The sequence below is a fragment of the Paenibacillus sp. 1-8 genome, assembly GCF_056316205.1.
Genome location: NZ_CM149995.1, coordinates 1,248,929 through 1,270,898, shown reverse-complemented (window position 1 = coordinate 1,270,898; position 21,970 = coordinate 1,248,929). Strand labels below are relative to the sequence as shown.

Annotated in this window: 20 protein-coding genes and 1 riboswitch; of the genes, 1 reads left to right on the top strand and 19 read right to left on the bottom strand. The window is 49.2% G+C overall.

Annotation, left to right across the window (positions count from 1 at the left end):
• The 3 genes from AC0WRU_RS05875 to AC0WRU_RS05865 all read right to left on the bottom strand — a co-directional run bounded on the left by AC0WRU_RS05875 (position 1) and on the right by AC0WRU_RS05865 (position 2,202).
• Positions 1 to 699, bottom strand: coding sequence for a sugar transferase (locus AC0WRU_RS05875; protein WP_025683040.1), 699 nt, complete (start codon positions 697 to 699; stop codon positions 1 to 3).
• Between the two features lie 86 nt (positions 700 to 785).
• A complete protein-coding gene (locus AC0WRU_RS05870) occupies positions 786 to 1,472 on the bottom strand; it encodes a CpsD/CapB family tyrosine-protein kinase (protein ID WP_476127613.1) in 687 nt (228 codons plus the stop codon).
• Entirely contained in the window at positions 1,453 to 2,202 is a 750-nt protein-coding gene (locus tag AC0WRU_RS05865; RefSeq protein WP_476127612.1) for a YveK family protein, read from the bottom strand. The genes AC0WRU_RS05870 and AC0WRU_RS05865 overlap by 20 nt, the downstream gene beginning before the upstream one ends.
• Before the next feature lie 327 nt (positions 2,203 to 2,529).
• Here AC0WRU_RS05865 and AC0WRU_RS05860 point away from each other — a divergent pair, with 327 nt between their 5' ends.
• On the top strand, positions 2,530 to 2,898 hold the full coding sequence (locus tag AC0WRU_RS05860; RefSeq protein WP_025683043.1) for a helix-turn-helix domain-containing protein: 369 nt from the start codon (positions 2,530 to 2,532) through the stop codon (positions 2,896 to 2,898).
• Between the two features lie 53 nt (positions 2,899 to 2,951).
• On the opposite strand, the gene AC0WRU_RS05855 is transcribed toward AC0WRU_RS05860, so the two are convergent.
• From AC0WRU_RS05855 to AC0WRU_RS05780, 16 genes are all read right to left on the bottom strand, one after another.
• Complete coding sequence (locus AC0WRU_RS05855; RefSeq protein WP_476127611.1) at positions 2,952 to 3,134, bottom strand: hypothetical protein; 183 nt, start codon at positions 3,132 to 3,134, stop codon at positions 2,952 to 2,954.
• Positions 3,135 to 3,444: 310 nt separating this feature from the next.
• Positions 3,445 to 5,733, bottom strand: coding sequence for a hypothetical protein (locus AC0WRU_RS05850; protein ID WP_476127610.1), 2,289 nt, complete (start codon positions 5,731 to 5,733; stop codon positions 3,445 to 3,447).
• Positions 5,734 to 5,782: 49 nt separating this feature from the next.
• Entirely contained in the window at positions 5,783 to 7,408 is a 1,626-nt protein-coding gene (locus AC0WRU_RS05845; RefSeq protein WP_476127609.1) for a glycosyl hydrolase, read from the bottom strand.
• Positions 7,389 to 7,469: riboswitch (cyclic di-GMP riboswitch) on the bottom strand. Its footprint overlaps the gene before it by 20 nt.
• 152 nt (positions 7,470 to 7,621) lie before the next feature.
• Complete coding sequence (locus tag AC0WRU_RS05840; protein ID WP_476127608.1) at positions 7,622 to 8,998, bottom strand: sugar phosphate nucleotidyltransferase; 1,377 nt, start codon at positions 8,996 to 8,998, stop codon at positions 7,622 to 7,624.
• 168 nt (positions 8,999 to 9,166) lie between these two features.
• Positions 9,167 to 9,364, bottom strand: coding sequence for a hypothetical protein (locus AC0WRU_RS05835; RefSeq protein WP_476127607.1), 198 nt, complete (start codon positions 9,362 to 9,364; stop codon positions 9,167 to 9,169).
• A gap of 371 nt (positions 9,365 to 9,735) precedes the next feature.
• Positions 9,736 to 11,064, bottom strand: coding sequence for a UDP-glucose dehydrogenase family protein (locus AC0WRU_RS05830; protein ID WP_476127606.1), 1,329 nt, complete (start codon positions 11,062 to 11,064; stop codon positions 9,736 to 9,738).
• A 5-nt stretch (positions 11,065 to 11,069) separates the two neighbouring features.
• The gene (locus tag AC0WRU_RS05825; protein ID WP_476127605.1) at positions 11,070 to 12,170 is read right to left on the bottom strand and encodes a glycosyltransferase; all 1,101 of its coding nucleotides are present in this window, start codon (positions 12,168 to 12,170) and stop codon (positions 11,070 to 11,072) included.
• Between the two features lie 28 nt (positions 12,171 to 12,198).
• Positions 12,199 to 13,347, bottom strand: a complete 1,149-nt coding sequence (locus AC0WRU_RS05820) for a glycosyltransferase family 4 protein (protein WP_476127604.1) — start codon at positions 13,345 to 13,347, stop codon at positions 12,199 to 12,201.
• Entirely contained in the window at positions 13,341 to 14,528 is a 1,188-nt protein-coding gene (locus AC0WRU_RS05815) for a glycosyltransferase family 4 protein (RefSeq protein ID WP_476127603.1), read from the bottom strand. The genes AC0WRU_RS05820 and AC0WRU_RS05815 overlap by 7 nt, the downstream gene beginning before the upstream one ends.
• Entirely contained in the window at positions 14,515 to 15,354 is an 840-nt protein-coding gene (locus tag AC0WRU_RS05810; protein WP_025685115.1) for a glycosyltransferase family 2 protein, read from the bottom strand. Before AC0WRU_RS05810 ends, AC0WRU_RS05815 begins: the two co-directional genes overlap by 14 nt.
• Positions 15,355 to 15,376: 22 nt before the next feature.
• Positions 15,377 to 16,756, bottom strand: coding sequence for a lipopolysaccharide biosynthesis protein (locus tag AC0WRU_RS05805; RefSeq protein ID WP_476127602.1), 1,380 nt, complete (start codon positions 16,754 to 16,756; stop codon positions 15,377 to 15,379).
• Positions 16,757 to 16,761: 5 nt separating this feature from the next.
• The gene (locus tag AC0WRU_RS05800) at positions 16,762 to 18,204 is read right to left on the bottom strand and encodes an O-antigen ligase family protein (RefSeq protein ID WP_476127601.1); all 1,443 of its coding nucleotides are present in this window, start codon (positions 18,202 to 18,204) and stop codon (positions 16,762 to 16,764) included.
• A 5-nt stretch (positions 18,205 to 18,209) separates the two neighbouring features.
• Positions 18,210 to 18,980, bottom strand: coding sequence for a WecB/TagA/CpsF family glycosyltransferase (locus AC0WRU_RS05795; RefSeq protein ID WP_476127600.1), 771 nt, complete (start codon positions 18,978 to 18,980; stop codon positions 18,210 to 18,212).
• Between the two features lie 4 nt (positions 18,981 to 18,984).
• Positions 18,985 to 20,322 carry an O-antigen ligase family protein gene (locus AC0WRU_RS05790; RefSeq protein ID WP_476127599.1) on the bottom strand — a complete coding sequence of 446 codons (1,338 nt, stop codon included), beginning with the start codon at positions 20,320 to 20,322 and terminating at the stop codon, positions 18,985 to 18,987.
• Positions 20,323 to 20,332: 10 nt separating this feature from the next.
• Complete coding sequence (locus AC0WRU_RS05785; protein ID WP_476127598.1) at positions 20,333 to 21,268, bottom strand: glycosyltransferase; 936 nt, start codon at positions 21,266 to 21,268, stop codon at positions 20,333 to 20,335.
• On the bottom strand, positions 21,268 to 21,966 hold the full coding sequence (locus AC0WRU_RS05780) for a sugar transferase (RefSeq protein WP_476127597.1): 699 nt from the start codon (positions 21,964 to 21,966) through the stop codon (positions 21,268 to 21,270). Before AC0WRU_RS05780 ends, AC0WRU_RS05785 begins: the two co-directional genes overlap by 1 nt.
• Positions 21,967 to 21,970 lie beyond the last annotated feature (4 nt).

Sequence of the window (21,970 nt, the reverse complement as noted above, 5' to 3'; positions counted from 1 at the left end):
TTAATACGCATCGTTGGAGCCCAATAGCACCCGGAACGTTTTCAGCATGATGATGATATCCGTGCGCAAACTGCGTCTGGATATGTATTCCAGATCCAGCTCTACCATCTGGTTAAAGCTCAGATGATTACGACCGCTGATCTGCCATAGGCCGGTACAGCCTGGCGTAACCGTCAGACGCAGCTTATCCCTTACCGTATAATCATGGACTTCTCTGGGTAGCGGGGGTCTGGGCCCTACCAGACTCATCTGCCCACGCAATACATTCAGCAGTTGCGGTAGCTCGTCAATACTCGTTCTGCGGAGAAAGCGCCCAATTCGGGTGATACGCGGATCATCCCTCAATTTGAACATCGCACCCTCGATTTCATTCTCCAGCAGCAGCGCAGATAGTCTGTCCTCGGCATCGGACACCATGGAACGAAATTTAATCATGCGAAACGGTCGCTCATTTTTACCAATACGAACCTGATAAAATAACGCACTTCCTTTCGGGTCCTCCAGCTTAATCAGCAAAATCACGAGCAAAAATACCGGGCACAGCACGATTAATCCAATGAACGACAGCATGATGTCCATACTTCGCTTCACGAACGGATATACGCTCAATCCTTGTCGGCGTTCAAGCCCATGAGCGACCGAATACACTTCCACTGACGTACTCAAAGCCTCGGTCTCGTTCGAGTGGGAAGAAGACACTGCTCATCACCTCGATTTCCGATATATAAGTATTATTTATTCATTGTTAAAAGAATTTTATTAACTTTCATTTCCCTCGTTGCTGCTCATGTCAGGTTGCGTTCCTCCATGCCGCGTTCGGCACGAGTATTTGATCGTTTCACGTTGTTGAGCACCACGCCCAAAATACGTGCCTTTACTCTTTCCAAATTTGCCTTTGCTTTCTTAACGAGATCCTTTTTGACCTTCCCTGCCTGCACCACCAAAATCACTCCGTCACACATAGCGCTTATAATGAAGCCATCCGGAAAGGACAGCAATGGCGGCGTATCCATTAAAATCACATCATAATGCTCCTTCAGCTCAGCCATTAGAGCGTTCATTCTGCGGGAACTGAGCATTTCGGACGGATTCGGCGGAGCAGGTCCGGCTGTAATGGCATACAGATGGTCGATCCCGGTTTCCTGAACCACATCCTGCCATGGCTGCTGGTTGGCAAGGACTCGCGTCAAACCGGTATGATTACGCAAGCCGAACATGTGGTGCAAGGAAGAACGGCGTAAATCCATATCCATGACGAGCACCTTTTTCCCCTCTTGCGCATACGTTACAGCCAAATTGCTAATCGTGACCGTCCTGCCTTCACCCGCCTGAGCTGACGCCACCATCATAACCTCAATCGGCTCGTCTATAGAGGAAAACTGGATGTTCGTACGAAGCATACGGTACTCCTCCGAAACAGAAGATTGGGCATGCAGGGATGTGACGAGCTGGTTATTGATTAGTCGCGGCATATTGTCCTTCACCTACCTGTTTGGGAGTTGTAGCGGAGCCGTCGGAGCGTCTGTCTTCTTTTTTCATTTTCGTAATCAGGGACAGGGTAGGCAGGCCAAGTTCTTTTTCAACATCCTCTTCATTTTTAAAGGTATCGTCCAGCACTTCCAGCAAAAAAGCCAAGCCTATACCCAGCAACAAGGAGGCGGTAAAAGCAATAAGCATCTGTATAGCGGCATTACTGTTCACGGGAACAGCTGGTTCAGTCAGGCTGGCTTCGCTTAGAATCGTGACGTTATCCATTTTCATGATAGAGGGAATTTGGCGTTTGAATACTTTGGCTACCGCATTTACGGTTTTGACAGCCTTTGTATACGATAAATCGCGGATTGTTAAATCCATGACCTGTGAATCACCTGCGGTGTTTACTCTTAATTTTTGCGTTAGAGCTGACGGAGTGACCTTGAGATCGGGGAAGCTGGCAACCACCTGGTCCATAATTGCCGAGGACATCATAATTTGCTTATAGGAGTTCGTTAAGGCTATATTTGTTTGAACGACACTGTAATCGACGACACCCGCACGATCCGGCCTTGGCGTCTGATTGATAATAAGCTTCGCTGTCGCTTCATAAACCTGAGGGGTAAAATATACATTTTTCACGCCCACAACAGCACATACCAACAATACGATACCGCCAATTAACCATATTCTTTTTCGGACCATACGAATGTACTCTTTCAACTGCACAAGACCAGTCCTCCCTGATTGACTTGTTTTCGATGCGATGACGCTTGTACTGATCCTCTGCATACCGGGGAAAAGAACGATGCATGAGCCTCTAATATATAGTAAAATGTTATATAATGTCGCATAGAAGGTCTAGCCAGCGAATTTGCACAAGTGCTAAACCATCCGTGGCCTCCCAGGGTATATAAACGATAGCATATGGATAAAACTATAAAGCATTGATACATTATGTATCTTACATAACTAATTTATGATACAAATCGTATCTTGTCAAGCGTAAAATTGCTGTTTTTACTTTCTCAACCTTGCATTCAGGAGGAATATCAGATGAATTATGGCACCCGCATCGCTGAATTACGGGAACATAAGGGATTAAAACAAGAGGAACTAGCGCAATCCCTCGGAATTACGCGGGCGGCTCTTTCTCACTATGAAAAAAACCGGCGCAAGCCAGATTTTGAGATACTGACCAAGCTTGCAGACATTTTCGGGGTATCCATTGATTACTTGGTAGGACGCACTAGCCATCCGGCAGCGATTTTGGATTCAGATGTGAGGGAATTTGTGGACCAGTTGGAGCTGTCCGATGAAGATATCCTGCAGCGTTTTAATCTGACCATTGACGGACGAACTTTATCTGAGGAAGAAGCCAAGCGTTTTATCGCGTTTGTCCGCATGGAACGAATGATGGAATAAAGAAGGGGGGAGCCGGTTCACTCCTGTTTTTAGCAGTGCCGGCAGCCGATATTTTACACGCTCTTATCCTTCCGACCCTTGGTTCCGTCCGCTTCGCTCTGTAAACATTGCGGCATCGTGATACCGCATTGAAGCAAAATATCCCGGATGTCCAAGTGGACGACAGGTTTGTCTGCTTTCCGTTCGTTGTTTCGTAGAAGATGGCTGTTCATCCCTGATTCTGTCTCCTTGTTCATTCGGCACTAACCTCACTTTATCATTCTTGGTCACCGGAAAGAGAATCCCCACAAACATGTATGTATAATTACGAGCAAAACTATTATATATGAACACGTACCTGTAATGTTGTCGTCTTATGACGAGAAAATTAAAGGATTTCTGTGTTTTTTTCTGAAATATACGCAATGATTTGCCAAATCAGAACGATTTTCAAATAAAAAAGAACCTGTCAGGTCCTACTTTCTCCTGATAGGTTCTTTGGCATTCTGTTTTCGGTTACATGTAAGGTTTTCTTCGACTCTGGTCCTATTCTGCATTCTGTCCTGGTTAAGCGACCTTGGCGGCTTGGGATATCTGGGTGCCTCCGGTCGCTCGGACTTTATAGGCGTAGTGGCTCCCGGCTTTCGCCGTGTGATCCGTATACGTGTTTCCCGCTACTTCGGAGGCGATCACCTGATACGCCCCGTCTGTCCCTTCCGCACGCAGCACATCATAGGCTGATACACCTTCTGCCTGAAGCCAATCAATCTTTACCGCGCCTGCCTCTACAGAGGCGGCCTTCACCTCTGTTGGAGCCGAAGCCGCGGCCTGATCTGTACTTTTCAATTCCAGAATGTATTGCACCGACTCGCCGGGTCCCAATTTTTCTTCAAAATCGAGATTAGGCGAAGCATTAAGTCCTGATAGGGAACGCCGTGCCTGGCTGTAGGTTGACCCGGCTCCGAAGCGCTCACCCGTGTACAAACCGGCCTTCGGCATCGTCACCCGTACACGGATCGTCTGTGCTGTGGATTCGAAATTCACCAGATTCACCAGCAATTTGTCCGAGGTGGCGCCACTGCCAACCAGCGGCTTCAGTTTGGAGGTATCCACTGCACGGACATAGACCATCCTATCCTTTGTTTCCTCCGGATTCAGTACCCTATAAGTCAATGGTTTCCCGTGTGTGGCATAAGCCAGACTCAAGCGTCTCATGATGTTTACACGGCTGTCCTGCCCTTGTCCGAACGGATAAATTTCCGTATTCGCCGGATTGTGATTTTGCAGGTCAAAGTCGGTTTTAAACAGCGTGTAGTCCTTATAGAAAGCTGCATGCTGGATAAACATATCGGCAAAACCGATCTGCGAACGCATAATCCGGTCGAACGCTGCTGCTTGTGGCTGACTGGACCCGTACTCAGGGTTGTCCCGATGCGTATCGTTCGTACCAAACTCCGTATTCAGCATCTTCTTCTCCAGCCCGTTACTTGAACCGCCGAACGTTTTCAGATTTTGAACAAAGCTGCCTCCGCCCTCTTCGTTATACGATTCGCCATAGGCATGTCCATTGGTCAGGTCAGTGACATCCTCCAGTTGCTTACGTTGTGCCGGGTCCCGCTCCCATCCATCCGGATCGCCGCATTTGAGCGTACCTCCGGTTTGGTTTTTGCATGCCTTGGTTGAATAGGTCGGCCAGTAGGCCCAGCCCGGCGCAACCGTTTTGAGATGCGGCGCCAATTGCTTACCTTCCGTATTCAGCCACTTGGCTACGGCCAAATTGACCGCTTTCGAGCGGTTAAACAATCCAGGTTCATTATCCACTTCGTAATATTGTAGGTATGAACCATATTTTTTTACATAATCGCGCAATTTCTGCTTGGCCGTCTCCGGCAGGGAGCCGTCTTTTTGCAGCTTGATATCGCCTGTATACAAATACAAAGCTGACGATTGCATATTATACTGCTTCAACGTTTGGTAGTAATCTCCCACGTCTGTGCAGGCCTTGTTTACATTACTGGCACAAGTGACTCTCATGACATTGCCGCTATACGCAATTCCCAGCCATTTGAGAACATATGGTAAATGTTTAACTGCACCCTCATCATAATAAAATTCTTTATTATTGACATTCGTTCCGGTCAGTATATATTTACCGTGTATCGGCTCGGTCGCAGGTGAAGTTAACGTCTCCAAGCTCAAGTCATCCCAAGTCCACCACACATTTTTATCTTCAGTAGAGGAGCAGTATAGGCAGCGCGCTGTCTTTAGCTTGAGTACGTTAACACCGCTTTGCAATTGCTCTTTAGGTATATATAGCTCGTAATTGCTTTTGAAATTATATGCACTGCCTGTGCCGGCAACCCCGGCAATCTGAATGATGCCAGACAACTGATGATTTGAAAATACAACCATTTGAGGAACGGCTTTGCCCGCATCCAAAATCCGTACACGGAATATCACCCCGTTCGGAGGAACCTGATCGAGCTTGTACTGAAGTGACAGCTCAGGATTCGTGGACGCATTTAGACCGGGAGGAATATCTCCACTGCTGAGCAATACCGGAGCCGCTGTACTTCCTGCTACGGACATCGCTGACGATGTTCCTTTAGCAGACGACTCGGTAGAGGCCGCAGAAATATTGACATTGTCCTTACCGACTACACCCTTAAATTCTGCTGAAGAGTCATCCTGCTGACCGAGCTTCCATATCGGGCTGGCCGCCGCTACTTTATCCGTCTGAAGTTCTTCACTCTTGGGAGGCGTATGAATAAACCAGGCGATCATCGCTATAGCTGCGACCCCCAGTAGCCCGGCCAATACTACTATATACCTTTGGGTCAACCATTTTTTCATCATTGTGTTCCACCCTCTCTCCTCAAAATTTTTGGCGGGGAAAGAGTATATATCAAGGAAGAAACAAAGCGTTGCCGGGGATCACCGCTTTCGCTTCATGCTGACTTTCCCACATCAGACGTGCCATTGCATCGCCTGTTTCATCATAATATTCAACTTTCAGATCTGCTATTTTTCCTGCTTGCAAGGTAATGCTGCCCTTGCGTTCAGTCCAGCTTTGTTTGAACCAACTGTCAATAATCAGCTTGCCGTCTATCCATACACGAATACCATCATCGGATATCGTGGTAAACGTATAGGTCTCACTGTATTGCGGCTTGATTTTGCCCGTCCAGCGGACCGAGAACTGATCAGCCTTCACCTTGGGATCCGGCGAGGAGGCACGCCAGTTATAATCCAGCTTACTGTCTGTCCGAACCAAAACAGCGGTGCCGTCCAGATCCATGCTGTTAAAATATTCACCCCGCACCCCGTTCGCGTAGACCATATCCGGAACGGAAGGCGGGGCTGGTTTACTTACCACTGGCGGAGCCGGAGTTGGATCGTTTGGCCCCGTGTCCGGTACGGTCGGTAGCTCCGTATCAGGTTGTTTCATCGCAGCTAACCCTTCTTTCACATCATCCCGCGTCAAGCTTGCCGAATCATTCATATAATCCTGAATCTGATCCGTCGTGTTATTTTCGGTCAGCATCTTGCCCCAGGTCATGGAATACACCCATTTAGGCTGAGCCTGCATCACCTCGGGACTAGGCACCTCACCGTGTTCCCCAATGGCAATCGGCTTATTCCGTGCCAATCCGAGCAGTTCTTCGTAATGGCTTTGCTTAAAATCATTGCTGTAGATGTCTACAGCCAAAATATCCACTTTGTCATCCCCCGGATATTTCGGGGTATATGGGAAGGTGTACGAATTAGGCGCATTCGGACTCCATACCCACAGCAGATTGTTCAGTTGATGCGTGTTTACAAAACGGTCATACATGATATTCCATAGCTGATTGAAATTGTTTTTGTTTCCCCACCAGAACCAGTCGCCGTTCATCTCGTGGTAAGGTCTCCATAATACCGGAACGCCCGCATCACGAAGCTGCTTTAACGATACAGCGACCTTATCCAGATCGGCAATGAGAAGATTATACTGCGTAGTACCCGGCGTCACGTATTTGTTGAACTCCGCCTGGCTTACTTTCGCCTGCACATTGGCCCAAGTCAGTGGCTTACCCGGCAACGGTTCATGATAAGTCATCGTAACCATGCCGCCAGCTCTACTCCAACGTATGGCGCTATCGACGACATTTTTACGTTGTGCTGCCTCCGTAGCGGCGGACTGGCCGGAGATGGCTCCCATCTCGTAGCCATGTACACCAGCATACGCCTGACTGATTTTTTGGACCTTGTTGCTTAATTCATCCGGACTTTCCAAATAATCATGTTGACCCGTGACCATTTTTTTCCCCGAGATGCTGATCAAATAGCTGTATAGTTCACGGGTCTCAGCAGAAGCGTCCGAATTAACAGGCTGTAATGTGGCAGCATTCGCCACGGACAGAGATTCACCAAAACCGACGGGCAACAAAGAAAAAAGCATAACAACGGGGAGTACACTGCGTATCCATCGATTCACAGGGGTAAAATAGGGGCTCACTCTCGCTCTTCCTTTCGGTAGCCAGGCTGCCATCCTCACGGAAGGCCCTTTAGCTTTGCGTACCTGCCTTTCAACAGGGCTGCGTTTATCGTGGAAGGAGTTTGGATTCCTTCTTACCCTAAGTATCGACTTTTTTTTACCAAAATTTAATAGGTCATGTTCATAAATTTACAGATTTTTGCGTATTTTCGACAGTTCGGGCTAAAAAACTTCATAAATGAGTCTTTTTTCATTTTTACGAAAGATTTATGAAATAAACTGGTGACGGGAAATTTCATCCCAATCCATGCAAAAGCGGACAATATCCTCTTCGACCAGCTCAGAACCTGTCTGTACCTCGATCAATTCCACATCGGTCACGGCCAAAATGCTATGCTTCGTCCCTTCTGGAATGCGAACCACATCACCAGCCCTCACCTTGTGCAGCTTTTCATTCAAAATAATTTCCGCTTCACCGCTAATAATGGTCCAAATTTCACTCCGTTTGAAATGAAGTTGGTAGCTGATATTTTTTCCTTGCAGCACACGGATTCGCTTGGTCAATACCTCGTTGCCCTCGTCATACTTCACATAATCCACTACCCGATAATGCCCCCAACGGCGCTCTTCGTACATTGGACGCTGATTGTGTGCTTTGAGCACTTCCTTGATGCGCGGACTTTCTGCCTTATTAGTCACAAGGATGCCATCCGGGCTGGCAGCTACGATCAGATCATTCGTTCCAATAATCGCCACGGGAATGTCCAGTTCATTGATGAGGCTCGTATTGACACAATCCTCTGTTACTACACCTCTGCCCACTTGCTGATGGGACATTTCTTCCGTCAAGGTGTTCCAGGTACCCAAGTCCTTCCAGAAGCCATCATACGGAAGAACAACGATATCCTTCTCCTTCTCGACTACCGCGTAGTCAAAGCTGATTTTTTCCAGAGAAGAATATTGCTTTTGCATTTCTTCATAGTTCAGCGGCAATCCTTTGGATGCCAAGATATCAAGCAAATAACCTAATTTGAATGCAAAAACCCCGCAGTTCCATAGAGCATTGCGTTCAATCAGACGCTCCGCCTGCTCCCGGTCGGGTTTCTCTTGAAAATGGCTCACTTCACGGTAGCCTGTGCTACCTTGTGTGGCATCGTTTTTCGGTATAATGTAACCGTATTTCTCAGAAGGATAAGAAGGGACAACCCCGATTAACGCAAGCTTGCCTTCACTCTCCTGGAGAGTATGCTCCAACTGGGCGACGGTAGCAAAGAAAGCATCCTCTACATAGGGGTCTACCGGCAATATAGCAACAATTTCATCGGGCGAAACACCAGCGATGGAATATAGATAGGTCGCTGTCAACGCAATGGCGGGAAAGGTATCTCTTCGTTCCGGCTCAACAATGATGCGCGTATCCTGCCCAACCTGACTCTGAATCATTTCGACCTGCGCTCTCCCTGTTGCAATGAACGAGGATTCAGACAAGCCGTTATCCCCCAGTTGTCTCCACACCCGTTGCACCATGGATTCCGAATTCCCCTCCGGACTCTCCAGCACCTTCAAAAATTGTTTGGAACGGGAATCGTTGGACAAAGGCCATAATCTTTTACCGGAACCACCAGACAAAAGTACGAGCTTCATAACTCTCCACTTCCTCTCTATAATTGGGTAGTTGATCGGATGGTGCACGGTTGAGTAGCCCGCTACGGGATGGATTTGATCTTACGATCGCTGTTGGACCGGGATTCACTCGATTATATAAAATCGTATAAAGGTTTGAATCCCGGTCCAAAGGCGAACGCTCCGCTTCTACAGATTCAAATCCATCCCTGCGCTACTCAAATATGCATCATGCCGATCATACCGTGTATTGCAAAAGGCACGACCGGACATGATTAGTCCGGTCAGCCTGTAAACGCGCGTGCACGCGCGCTTGCCTGTCGTGCTTGCAGGCTTCAAGTAACGTTCAGCCCTGCCACGCTTGCCTTCGGTAACCGCTAATACCACTTCAAAAGCTTGCGTATCGCAACTGTAATGGAGGGTCTTAAGCCACAGTAGCGGAGTGGCTCAGCCGCATGGCAGCCTTGATCCGAAGGAGCGGTATCACCGCGCCGCTCCTTCGGATACGCCCTTCCTACCTCCCCCTATAAGGTGGGGGTTAAAAATTGTGACTCCATGCGGTAAAAGTTAGCGGAGCGGGCAGAATTGTTCTGAAGAAGCGGAGCGTTTGCCTTTATCCCCGGATTTTAACCTTTGAATGTTTTATACAATCAAGAAAATCCGGGGGTAACAGCAATCGAAAGAACAATCTGCACGCGCAGCGCCTCCAACACCACCACAGTCACTTTTTAATGTTTCACTTTTAAATCCATCACTTTTTAGGCTTCAACCTTATCTCTGTTCCACCCACTCATCCGCGGACGACCCACAGAGTAGTATTCTAGCCCGGAGCCTTGAATCTGCTCCTCAGTAAATACGTTACGACCGTCAATCAGGACTGGCTTGTGCAAAATGGAAGCCAATTGTACGAGATTGACGTTCTTGAACTCTTCCCAATCGGTCAGCAGGCAGACCGCGTCGCATCCTTCGGCGGCTTGCTGCGGAGAGGAGCACCATACAATATTCGGGTGATCCACGCGCTCCTTGAATTTTTCCATCGCAATCGGATCATACAGCTTCACAATAGCGCCTGCCTGGATCAGCGTTTCGATGATTTCCAGTGCCGGAGCCTCGCGGATATCGTCTGTATTCGGCTTGAAGGCCAAGCCCCAAATGCCAATCGGCACGCCATGCAGTTGACCCAGCGATTCGCGCAGCTTGGATACGATCATGAAACGCTGGTCGGTGTTCACCTCGACCACCGATTTTAACAGCTTAAATTCATAGTCTACGTTGCCCGCAATTTGGATGAGCGCATTCGTGTCTTTCGGGAAGCAAGAGCCCCCGTACCCGATCCCTGCTTGCAGGAAAGAGGACCCGATTCGTTTGTCCATCCCCATACCGTCAGCCACACAGGTGACATCCGCGCCCACCTTTTCGCAAATATTGGCGATTTCGTTGATAAACGAAATTTTGGTCGCCAGAAATGCATTGGATGCGTATTTGATCATCTCGGCACTGCGGATATCCGTCACATAAATGTTATCCGTGAACACCTGATGCAACGTAACCATCGTTTCACGCAGCCCCGTGTTGTCCAAACCGATAATGATGCGATCCGGATGGAGTGTATCATTGATGGCAGAGCCTTCTCTCAAAAATTCCGGAGCGGATACGATATCGAAGGACAAACTCGTATGACGAGCCAGCACGTCCTTGATCTTTTCGTTCGTTCCGACAGGGACCGTGCTCTTGGTCATAATAATTTTATACCCGTTCATGGCCTTCCCGACATCAGCAGCCGCCTGCTCAATATAGGACAGATTCGCTTCACCGTTAGCCAGAGAAGGCGTACCTACCGCCAAAATAACGATATCCGAGCGTCGAACCGCGTCAGCCAAATCCGAAGTAAACTCCAAACGACCCGCTTCCAGATTTAACGCGATCAATTCCTCAATGCCCGGTTCATAAATAGGAGATTCCGCCCGGTTCAGCATGTCGATTTTGTGCTGCTCCAGATCGACACAAATCACCTCATTACCTTTATGTGCAAAACACACGCCCGAGACGAGCCCAACGTATCCAGTACCGATTACAGCCAGCTTCATACCGTTCATCCTCCTTTTAGAAAGTTCACATAGGCTTGCTCTACATACTTTTTGAAATGATCCTTGAACGTATCTTCATCAAATTTGCGTGCATGGCTAATGATTCCGTCCACATCCCATGCATGCTGCTCGACCTTGGCGACCGCCTCCAGCACATCCTCTACCTGATGTCTGCGGAAAAATACACCATTCACATTCGGAACGATGGTATCCAGCGCTCCCCCGCCCTGATAAGCGATAACAGGCCGTCCGGCTGCGTTCGCCTCCAGAGGCGTGATACCGAAGTCCTCTTCCCCCGGAAAAACGAGCGCCCGGCATTCTGCCATCAGCTTGTTGACCTCTTCGTCTTCAAGTCTGCCAAGAAACTCAATGTTCGGAGAGGCCATGCCTTCCAGTCTTTTACGATCCGGTCCTTCACCGACAATGCGCAGCTTGAGACCATTGCGCTTGAATGCCTCAATCGCCAGGTCAACGCGCTTGTAGGACACTAACCGGGATACGATTAGGTAATAGTCACCAATGCTTGTAGCACGTTGGAAACGGGATGTATTAACAGGAGGGAAAATGACATCCGACTCCCGTTGGTAATAGTGCAGAATTCTCCGTTGGACGACGGAAGAATTGGCGACAAACTGGTTTACGTTGCGAGAAGTTTTGGCATCCCATGTTTTCAACCGATTCATGTAAAGCTTTAGCATGCTTTTGAGCAGGTTGGATTTGGACTGCCGGGCCATATATGTATCGTAATCCCAGGCAAACCGCATCGGTGTGTGACAGTAACAAATGTGAAACGTATGTTTAGGTACCTGGATGCTTTTCATAAATGCGCTGCTGGAGCTTAGAACAATGTCGAAATCCCTAAAGTCGAAATCACGGATAGCGATGGGGTACAGCGGCAGCACTCCTTTGAAATTGGCCTTCACTCCAGGGATGTTTTGTAGCCAGGTGGCTCTTATGTCTGCATCCTTCAAGTTGTTCGACAGGCGGTCGTCGCTGAACACCGTTGTGAAGATTGGAGCCTCCGGATACATATCGTGGAATACCTCTACCACCCTTTCCGCTCCGCCCATTTGGATTAAGTAATCGTGTGCTATCGCTATTTTCATCTGAATCATCCTTTAACGCGAATGTCGGTCAGACTCCTGCCAACAAACCCTTATAGTAATGAACTATATCCTTAACCGTGTTCTCGATAACAAAATGCTTCTTGACCCGTTCCATCCCCTTATCGCCCATTTGCTGACGTTCCTGTGGATGCTCCAGCATCCAGCGGATGGCTTCTTCCAGCTTGGCTGGATCACCCGGTTCAATAAGCAGCCCGGTTTCGTTCGGTACGACGGTTTCCTTGGGTCCACCCTCATTCGAAGCAATCACCGGCAGACCTGCGGCCATGCCTTCAATAATGACCTGCCCAAACGGCTCCGGTGTGATGGAGGTGTGAATGAGCAGATCACAGCGCTGCATCAGGCCCTGAATGTCATCGACGTGTCCAAGTAAATTGACGTTGTCTAATCCGTATTCGCGCATTGTGGATTCCAGACGGCGTTTGTATTCCTCTTCGCCGAACAGCGCATCTCCAGCCAGCCAAAATTTCACACGCTTATCCGGTAAAAAAGAGCGCGCCGCTTCCAGTAAAATGTGCTGTCCCTTCCACTCTGCCAGTCTGCCGACCAATACGACGTTAAACGAGTCATCGTCACGTGAATTTGCGGTCACATCACGAGCCGTAATCGCTTTGGCAAATGCCGAGTAGACGACGAGCGTCTTTTTGTCCGGGGGCAGCTCCAGCGCACTTAGCGTGGACTTGGAGTTGGCAATGACGCCGTTAGGCAAAAAGCGGGACATCAGGCGAATGCCTTTGGCGACAATCGGCTTCAGGTACGGCGGGCCGATATGGTCACGAATATGCCAGATCAACGGCACCTTCGCTGTCTTCGCGGCTACTGCGCCGTAGAACGCCGACTTGAGCGAATTCGTGTGAACACACACGACCTTTTCCTCGCGCAGCAAAGGTGCAAGCTTTTTCCCATAAGCCAACAGCCGGTAGGCTGCCGCAGGCGCACCCAGATTGACGGCATTTCGCCCCCGATTGCGGATAGAATCATCCAGCGGAACGATACGCACATCAATGTCACGTTGCCGGAGGCGATCTGCCAAATCACCTTCCTCCGCCAAAATGACGAGCGGATCGATATGTTCCCCGATGTTCGTCAGTATGTTATACAAAGCGACTTCGCCGCCGCTCCATCTTGCCGTGTGGTCAATATAAGCTATTCTCAGCATTTTGCCGCCGCCTTTCTGTCAAGGGCCTGCCGGAACACATCTTCCACCTGCTCCGCCACATGCCCCCACGTATATTTGCTCAGGACATGGTCCCTGCATTCCCGTGCGTCAGGAAGGGCTTCGCGGTTATCCAGCACACGCAGCAGTCCTTCCGCAATGGCTTCGCTGTCTGTTCCCCGGAACAACAGCTCCGGACGGAATCCACTTAAAATTTCCTTGTTGCCGCCTACAGGAGTCGCCATCACCGGCAGCCCCGAGGCCATCGCCTCCACCGTGATCAGACCGAAACCCTCCAGCGCCTGTGTCGGCACAACGAACATATTCGATGCCTGATGATACAGGGGGAGTTCCTCATCCGATACATACCCAAGCAATCTCACATGATTATGAAGATTGTATTCTGCCACCTTGGAGGCCAGTTCCTCCATCAGAGGTCCCTTCCCGCCAATCAACAGCAGATGATCAGGATGACGCTCGGTGACCCGCCGCCATGCTTCCAGCAGTTGCAACAGTCCCATTCGGTTAACAAGACGACGGACGGTCAGCACAATCGTCGCATTCTGTGGCAAATTCAGCCGTTCCCGCACCGTACCCCGATCCTCTGCCGGATGGAACCTTTCTACATTCGCTGCACCGGGAATGATATGGATTTTGCTGAGTGGAACCTTATAATGCTCATGCAAAATATCCCGAAAGGTTTCGCTCAGCACTACAAATTTGTCCGCCAGACCATAAGCCTTCATTTCAATGGATTTGGCCAACGTCGTTTTCAGCAGATGCTTGAGTCCTTGCCCTTCAATCTTCATTTCCTCTGTCCATGGGCCGTGGAAGGTGGTGACTACCGGAATTCCCCGTTTTTTCGCCTCCAGCGCCGGTCCGACACCATAGGGGGCAAAATGGGAGTACAGCACATCTATCGGCTGCTTGTCGAACAGCGTTGCTGCATATTTTTGCATCAGCTCTCGACGCTTCCAGATGGATTGCTGCTTGCTGCCAATCGAATGAATTCGGATACTGTCAGGCACTTGCGGCTTCTCATCGCTACAGATTAAAGCATCCAGCGTATTTTGTTCCGCCAGTTGCTCACAGATGGATTTGAAGTAGGTGTTTAAACCGCCGGGCTGCAAGGACGGCCAGCTAAGCCCTGTTGCTGCAATGCGAAATCCGTTATTGTACAACATAGCTGGTTTCTCCTTTCTGCTCGGTCTGTTCGTCTTCCACAATCTCTATTTTTTTCCGCCGCTTCGTCAGCTCATAATGCTTGAAGCAGACTAGAAACTCATACATCACCCAGAAGACCGCCACTGCAAAACCTGCCAATCCCTTGCGGTATAAGCCTTGAACAAAATACTTCTGCACAAAGCGGGCTGGAGGCCGCAACAACAATCTGGTAATCCGAAAGGATCTGCCTTTGTTAAATGCCGTCTCCGCTTCGAGGTCTGTGTACTTGTTAAAACGGGTCATATGATCACTGATGCTGCGGAAGCCATAGTGCCATAACACGCCCTCCAGATTGATGATCTGGGAAGAGGCTACATCCGGCATTTCATGAACAAGACTATTTGTAATGCCGTAAATACGCCGATTGTACAGACGAACCAAATACTCGCCTTTGTTCATCCATTTGCCCAGAAAATCACCAATTCGAAACACAGAGTATGCTTTGGCTGGATCATGGAGCGTTTCCTTGATCTTCAACAAATCTCCAAGAAGCTCCGCATCTACCACCTCGTCCGTATCAATCAGGAAAATCCAATCAAATTCGGCTTTTTCAACACCAAACATGCGCTGCTTCGCATAACCGGGCCACGGGTTGGAAAACACCCGACAGCCCAATGATTCAGCTACCTGAATCGTATTGTCCTTGCTCCCTCCGTCAATGACGACGATATCGTCCGCAAAGGGCTTGCAGGATTTGATGGCGGCTGTGATTCGAGTGCCATCATCCTGAGCGATAATAACTACGGATATCCGGTTGTCCGCGGGAACGCTAGACATGTGGTTCATTAGGGGGTGCCTCCTTCTTTATCTAACCGTTAACTGGCTTTTTCCGGATGTAGTGTGACATCGTTGATCGGAGCCATTGAATATCTTGTTTGGAAATAAGCAGTCTCGGAATTTTCATTTTCAGAACGAATTTAACATTACATAAAATGAAAACGAATCGTAGAATCCCCGAAGACAGCATCGCTATCCCTGCACCCGTCAAGCCGTATCTCGGAACGAGTATAGACAGCAATGGTATGACGAGTGCCAATCCGACACCCTGTAGGATGGTAACCAGCTTGGGCTTACCCAGCGCCATGAATTGCTGTGCCAGCACCATGGTTCCTCCGCTGATAGCAACCTCAAGCACCAGTAACCGGAATACCGTAAGCGCTTGTTTAAACTCCTGACCATATAGCAATGTAAATACGAACGGAGCAATCAGCGTCAGCATCATGGCAGCCAGAATCGTTGCTGTTGAAGTCACTCGAAACGCCCGAAATGTTATCGCAACCGCGTCCTCCTTGTTTAACCCAGAGGCTTTGGGAAAGAGCACGACGATAATCGAGGTTGAAAATACATTCACCATCCGGGCCAAGCTGACCGCTACCGCATATAAACCGAGATCAGCCGGTCTGAGCAGACCCGCAATCAGGATCTGATCAATGTAACTAGAAACCTGCCCCATGAGATCGTTCCCGTATGAACCCATGCCGTAGGTAAAGAGATTTTTGAATTGCGTCCAGCTGTTCTTCACCTTCGGTTTGTACAGCCGAACCATTCGAATCGTGACACCGATATAAATCGGCAAGCCTGGCAGCAAATAGGCCAAGGCTGAGGTGTACGGATTCATATGACCCGTCAGGATCAGGATCGCCAGACCCAGCAGCGTACTCAGCGGCACCAGATACCGGAACAAATTGTACTGCTTGTATTCCGACCGGACCTGAAGCAATGCATTATTGATCTGCGAGATCGCGATAAGCGGACACATCATCATGGAGCATTGCGCGAACAGGATGACCGATGAAGAAAAGGAGCGCAGCCAATAAGGAATCAGGAACACGCCGATAAGTGTCGCCAAGCCCCCGAACATCGCCGCCAGTAGCAAGGCGAGGCCGTACAGCTTGCCTGTTTCCTCCGGGTTCCTTTTCGCATTGTAAATCAAAGCGGACGGGACACCGAAGCTCATGCAGAAGGCGAGAAATTGGGACCAGTTCACCATCGCTGTCTGTTCCCCGCGTCCGGTAGGACCCAGGAATCGGGCCGTCAGCACGCCAGTCAGCATGTTCACGACGAGAATCAGCATGCTGAATATCATCGTTTTGACTGCTGCCGAGCTGCTATCCTTGCTTTTGGCAAAGCGAACCACTGTGGACCATAGTGTCCGAACAGGTGCGGATAATGTTTGTAAGTTTTGCACAGCCTTTACCTTCTTTCCGCGATGACATCTTTTGCCCACAGTCCTATTCCGATCATCATCCAAATCAGATAGCCGCGCATACCGGGAAAACCGTTATCCGATATGAGACTGGCTACAGCTCCGGCCCACGTAGCCAATGCAAGTCTGATATAAGGCTGACTGGCATCTCGCTCGGCAATGCGGACGAGAAGGCGCTTGATGATAACGATCAGACCACCGAAGAAAAAGAATGCTCCGCAAATACCGAAGGTGAGGAAAATGGCAATGTAGCCATTATCCATAATCCCAAGTTCACCGAGATCGCCGCCATTATCAAGCTTGGTTCCGATTCCTACGCTCCCGATCCCCTGCCCCACCGGGTTACCGACAATGGCCGGAAGCATCGTATTCAACAGATCCAGGCGTTCATTGTACGAATGATCCTGTTGAATATCCGTCAACGTTTGCATGCGGGCCACCAGACCTTCTGCTCCCGGCAGCTTCGGAACAAGGATGTAGAGAAGGAGGCCAACGACAGCAAGTTGAAACAAGGTTTTCCACTTGCCCTTGGAGGATGAAGTGAGAATATAAGCCAGCAGCATAACGAATGCAATCAGCCAGGCTGAACGTACCAGCGTGATCAAAAGACAAACGATCGTCAGCAGGACTCCGATCCATCCCAATGTGCCGCGCCACCGTTTTTCCATCAGCATGGGTACGAGCGCCATTGCCAGGAAAATAGCGCAGGGACCAGGCGAGTTCATAGAAGAGAAAACTCTGATTTGGAGCGGCTCTGGTATACCGATAGAATTCATCTCTACGTTATTCATCCAAAACGCATCCCAAGGAGGGACTGTCAAATACTGAATAATGCCGTAAATCGCCACGAGAACGGCAATGTTAGCATAGGAATACAGCAGACGATCCAGTTCCTTTGCTTTCATGGGCTTAATCGCAAGATAAGGCAGCAGTAGCAAAGGAATCACATAGTTGGCTAAATCATAGGCAAAAACAATTCCATTTTTGAACAACCCGACCAAACTTCCGTAGGCCAGTTCAATCCCAAAAAACACAGCAATCCGGGTCAATGGCTTTTCCGCCTGATGAATGCCACGCAGCACGGGAATAATCAACATGCTGCTTACCAGCAAGGGTGCCAAGCTCAACAAGGACACCGAGTGATACGTTCCCTCCATCCAGTCCGCAATGCGCCGGATTTCCGGTCCTACTGCCCACACCACCAGGGTGTACGGAATCAGCATCCGCGATTGAATGATCGCCAGCAAAAAGGCCGGAAAAACGAGCGCCAGCAATATGGCCCCCTGCTGGCTCATGGTCGGATTCATCTTGGCGCTGACAAATCCGATGGCGAGCGGCAGCATACAAGCCAACACTCCCATGCCGATCATGCTGATTCCACGCCGATTTCCTAACCAAACGGAAACCTGCTGATCTGCCAATCGACTCATGTTTCTCACCCCTGACCTCCCTTCATCCGTTTCCGCTTGAACATTTCCTTAAACAGCAGAACGAGAAACTGGGAATCCTCAATCAAGTATCTTTTCCACAAACGCTTAGGCTCCTGAGACAACCGCCAAAACCATTCAAATCCCGTCTTCTGCATCAGCTCCGGTGCACGTTTCACATTTCCCGACAGAAAATCAAACGTAGCTCCCACCCCTATCGAAATTGGAGCGCGATATGTCTCGTAATATCTGTAAATCCATTTTTCCTGTTTAGGTGCGCCTACGCCGACAAAAACGATGTCCGGGCGAGCCTCTTGCAGCAATTGGACAATGTGTCTGTTCTCTTCCTCATTTTTCTCAAAGCCATAGGAGGGAGAGTAGCAGCCCACCACATTCATGTTCGGGTACGATTCCTGAAGATTGAGCATAGCCTTCTCGGGAATACCGTCCGCCGCACCCAGAAAAAACAACCGATAGCCTCGATCCTCAAAAGCCTCCCCCAGCCGGGTGAACAGATCGGAGCCTGACACCTTTTGCTTGAGGGGCTTTTTCAGCAACCTGGACGCCCAAATAATGGGCATTCCATCGGCCACCACAGCTCCCGCATCGGAATATACCTTGCGGAATTCATCATCCTTGCGAAGCTTGATCACATGATCGACATTACAGGTCAAAATGTAGGAATGACGCTGATGCACAATAGAAGTATCTATAAATTCGAGTAGATCGTTAAAATCATAATTATCAAAGTTGACATCGAACATGTTCACTCTGCTCATCGTATCACTTCTCTTTGCGAAAATCGGTTTGAGTAGATGTCTGGTATAACGCGTTCAAATACCAGCAAAACGGAATAATCATCTGAACCGTCGACAACGTGTTATCTGAAAACGAATAGATCAGAAAGCCCGCAATCAAGCTTGCAAAATAAGGTTTGATCGATTTGGCAAGCGACCGGTAAATGAGAACGAACACGACCAGCAATGAAAGCATTAATAGCCCGCAGCCGACATATCCCGTGTCAAAATAAAAGCGTATATACTCGTTATGCGGTACGACAAAGCCTTTGAATAATGTCCCGTCGTTCGCAACCGTCACCGCGCCAAGACCCCTGCCTGACCACGGATAATCCTGTACTCTGTTCAAGAAATATTCCCATGCCTCCGAGCGTCCCGACAGGTCAATTCCCGTATCGGTCTCCCGCTCGAAGGAGCGTTTTTTTAAATTGTTCCATTGCAGGGCCACCGCCCCCAGAGCAATCAAAAACGATCCGGCCAGCGGTAGCAAATAATTGACTTTTCCCTTGAGATACTGCCGGGCGATATCGAACAGATACACAGCAAACATTAGCAACAGTGCCAGAATTGGCCCGCGTGTGCCGGTAGCAATCAGAATCAGAAAGTTCAGTGCCAGCACCGTATAATAAAAAGCAGCTTGCTGCGGCTTGCGTTTGACCTCAATCAGCGAGACGGCAATCCCGAGAAAGGAGAGCATCGCCAGATGCGGCGGAATGTTCGCTCCCTGTACTCTCACCGCCCCCGTAAATTCCACATCGGTAAACGAATGCAGCCCTACGACCTGTAAACCGAGTCCGACAACCACACTAATGATCGGCAGCAGGCTGATCAGCCGGATATGCTTTTCGGCCACATCCTTCTTCCACTGGATCAGTAGAAAAAAGAAGGGCAACGATAGTCCGACGAAAGCTTTTACTGCAATCGAGGTCGTCAGCGTAGGCAGCCATGCTGAAAATCCAAATGTAATCCCTAGCATGATCATCAATGCCCAGATCGGATAGCTAAATTTGAGGCGTATGCCGTAAACGAGCATGCAAGGTACCAGCAAGGCCAAAATACCCAATTTGTACAATGACAAAATCTCGATACCGAATACGCCACCCTGATACAGGGAATCCACCGATACCGCCGTGCTCAGCAGAACTGCATAGCTGATGCGCTCCGGATGATGGATAGAAACGGCCAGCAGAAGCAGTAAGCATACCGCCGCAATGCTGGCCACGGGCTGATAAGTAGCCGCAATTCCTACAGCAAGAGCGCCCAGAAGAAAAATGAAAACATGCTGTATTGTGTTTATTCTCGAAGTCCAAGGATAATTGCTCATGTTCAATCTTTCACCCCGCAGCTGACTCGCTTTTTCGGTTGCGCAGCGTATCCAGGGTTCCCCGTATACTTTCAAATCTGCACCGGTTCAACAGCTTCCTGCCCTCAGTACGTGCCAGCAGGGAGTCCATCGTGTTGTATAGCCATTTGGCTGCTGTCTTCGCCATCAGCATCACGTTGCCGCGCAGACCTACGGCCTGAACAGCGTGAGACATGCCCTGACAGTAGTAACGGTTCATGATCCATTCCTTTGTTAACCGTGCAGCCGGAACAAAATGCTTCACTGCCATGTGAGGATGGTACATGATCGTTCCGCCATTTTTACGAATCTGCTCGAACACCCACGATTCTTCACCGGATAAGAGGAGGTCTCCCTTTCTTCCCAAATGAAGCGGGAACATCACGGCAGCAAAAGCCGTTTTGCGCATGGCCATATTTGCTCCGAACGGATTCAGTCCCGGCGGATATTCACGGATGGCTTTTCCCAAGTCAATAATTGTGTAGGGCAGCTCAAGCGGTCCTGTCAGCCAGCCCGGTCGTTCCGTTTCAAACAAAGGATCTATCTTTCCGCCCATGGCCGTCAGCTCTGGATTATTCCCAAAGGTCGACATAATCGTTTGCAGCCATGTAACACACGGGATCGCATCATCATCCAGAAAAGCAATGACTTCTGCCCTCGATAACGTAATGCCCGCATTACGAGCGGCTGATAATCCTTGCTCGCGCTCATAATGATACCGGAGATGGATATTCTGACCATGGGCGACAGTGAACCTTTTGATCGTCGCTGCTGTATGATCGGTGGAACGGTTATCGACCACAATGATCTCAGCCAGTGCAAGGTCATTTAGCTCCAGCAGGGACATTAGCGTTTTTTCCAGCAGGTCCGCCCGGTTATAGGTGCAAATAACGACGGACACTGCGGGACATCGCTTGAATGCATCCATCAGTAAGCATCCTTGGAGAACAGCATTTTAATGCCTGTTTTCATGATAATTTTCAGATCGAGCCACGTATTGCGAACATGAATATACTTCAAATCCATTTGCACCATTTCTTCGAAGCCTACGCTGTTACGTGCGCTCACCTGCCAGTAGCCGGTACATCCCGGTGTTACAATCAGGCGTTGCTTGTCATAATCGGAGTATTGCTCAACCTCGCTCGGCAATGGCGGACGCGGACCCACTAACGTCATGTCCCCGACCAGCACATTCCACAGCTGCGGAATCTCATCAATACTCGTCTTGCGCAAAAAACTGCCAATCTTCGTAATCCGCGGATCGTTTTTAATTTTGAACATGGCGCCGCTCACTTCATTCAGCTCCAGTAAGTCCTTTTTCAGCTCCTCGGCATTGGACACCATTGAACGGAATTTATACATGTTGAATAGCTTCTCATTCTTGCCCACCCGAATTTGCTTGAAAAACACGCTTCCCTTCGGATCCTCGAGCTTGATCAAAACACCCACCACGATAAAAAGCGGCAGTAATACGATCAAACCCACGAAAGACAGCAACATATCGAGCAATCGCTTGGTTACCAGATAAGACGTTTTATCCTGAATTTGTGTATTTCCGTATGGCATGTAAAACGCTTTACCTGACATGACAGCCTCGCCGTCCTCCGGTAAATTTTCCATGCTCATGCTG

Bases quoted from the DNA above. Each gene is read 5' to 3' on its own strand.
- AC0WRU_RS05800 (WP_476127601.1), bottom strand. From the start codon at position 18,204: ATGAGTCGATTGGCAGATCAGCAGGTTTCCGTTTGGTTAGGAAATCGG.
- AC0WRU_RS05850 (WP_476127610.1), bottom strand. From the start codon at position 5,733: ATGATGAAAAAATGGTTGACCCAAAGGTATATAGTAGTATTGGCCGGG.
- AC0WRU_RS05820 (WP_476127604.1), bottom strand. From the start codon at position 13,347: ATGCTGAGAATAGCTTATATTGACCACACGGCAAGATGGAGCGGCGGC.
- AC0WRU_RS05815 (WP_476127603.1), bottom strand. From the start codon at position 14,528: ATGTTGTACAATAACGGATTTCGCATTGCAGCAACAGGGCTTAGCTGG.
- AC0WRU_RS05780 (WP_476127597.1), bottom strand. From the start codon at position 21,966: ATGAGCATGGAAAATTTACCGGAGGACGGCGAGGCTGTCATGTCAGGT.
- AC0WRU_RS05860 (WP_025683043.1), top strand. From the start codon at position 2,530: ATGAATTATGGCACCCGCATCGCTGAATTACGGGAACATAAGGGATTA.
- AC0WRU_RS05870 (WP_476127613.1), bottom strand. From the start codon at position 1,472: ATGCCGCGACTAATCAATAACCAGCTCGTCACATCCCTGCATGCCCAA.
- AC0WRU_RS05855 (WP_476127611.1), bottom strand. From the start codon at position 3,134: ATGAACAAGGAGACAGAATCAGGGATGAACAGCCATCTTCTACGAAAC.
- AC0WRU_RS05845 (WP_476127609.1), bottom strand. From the start codon at position 7,408: ATGGCAGCCTGGCTACCGAAAGGAAGAGCGAGAGTGAGCCCCTATTTT.
- AC0WRU_RS05825 (WP_476127605.1), bottom strand. From the start codon at position 12,170: ATGAAAATAGCGATAGCACACGATTACTTAATCCAAATGGGCGGAGCG.
- AC0WRU_RS05785 (WP_476127598.1), bottom strand. From the start codon at position 21,268: ATGGATGCATTCAAGCGATGTCCCGCAGTGTCCGTCGTTATTTGCACC.
- AC0WRU_RS05810 (WP_025685115.1), bottom strand. From the start codon at position 15,354: ATGAACCACATGTCTAGCGTTCCCGCGGACAACCGGATATCCGTAGTT.
- AC0WRU_RS05795 (WP_476127600.1), bottom strand. From the start codon at position 18,980: ATGAGCAGAGTGAACATGTTCGATGTCAACTTTGATAATTATGATTTT.
- AC0WRU_RS05830 (WP_476127606.1), bottom strand. From the start codon at position 11,064: ATGAAGCTGGCTGTAATCGGTACTGGATACGTTGGGCTCGTCTCGGGC.
- AC0WRU_RS05790 (WP_476127599.1), bottom strand. From the start codon at position 20,322: ATGAGCAATTATCCTTGGACTTCGAGAATAAACACAATACAGCATGTT.
- AC0WRU_RS05840 (WP_476127608.1), bottom strand. From the start codon at position 8,998: ATGAAGCTCGTACTTTTGTCTGGTGGTTCCGGTAAAAGATTATGGCCT.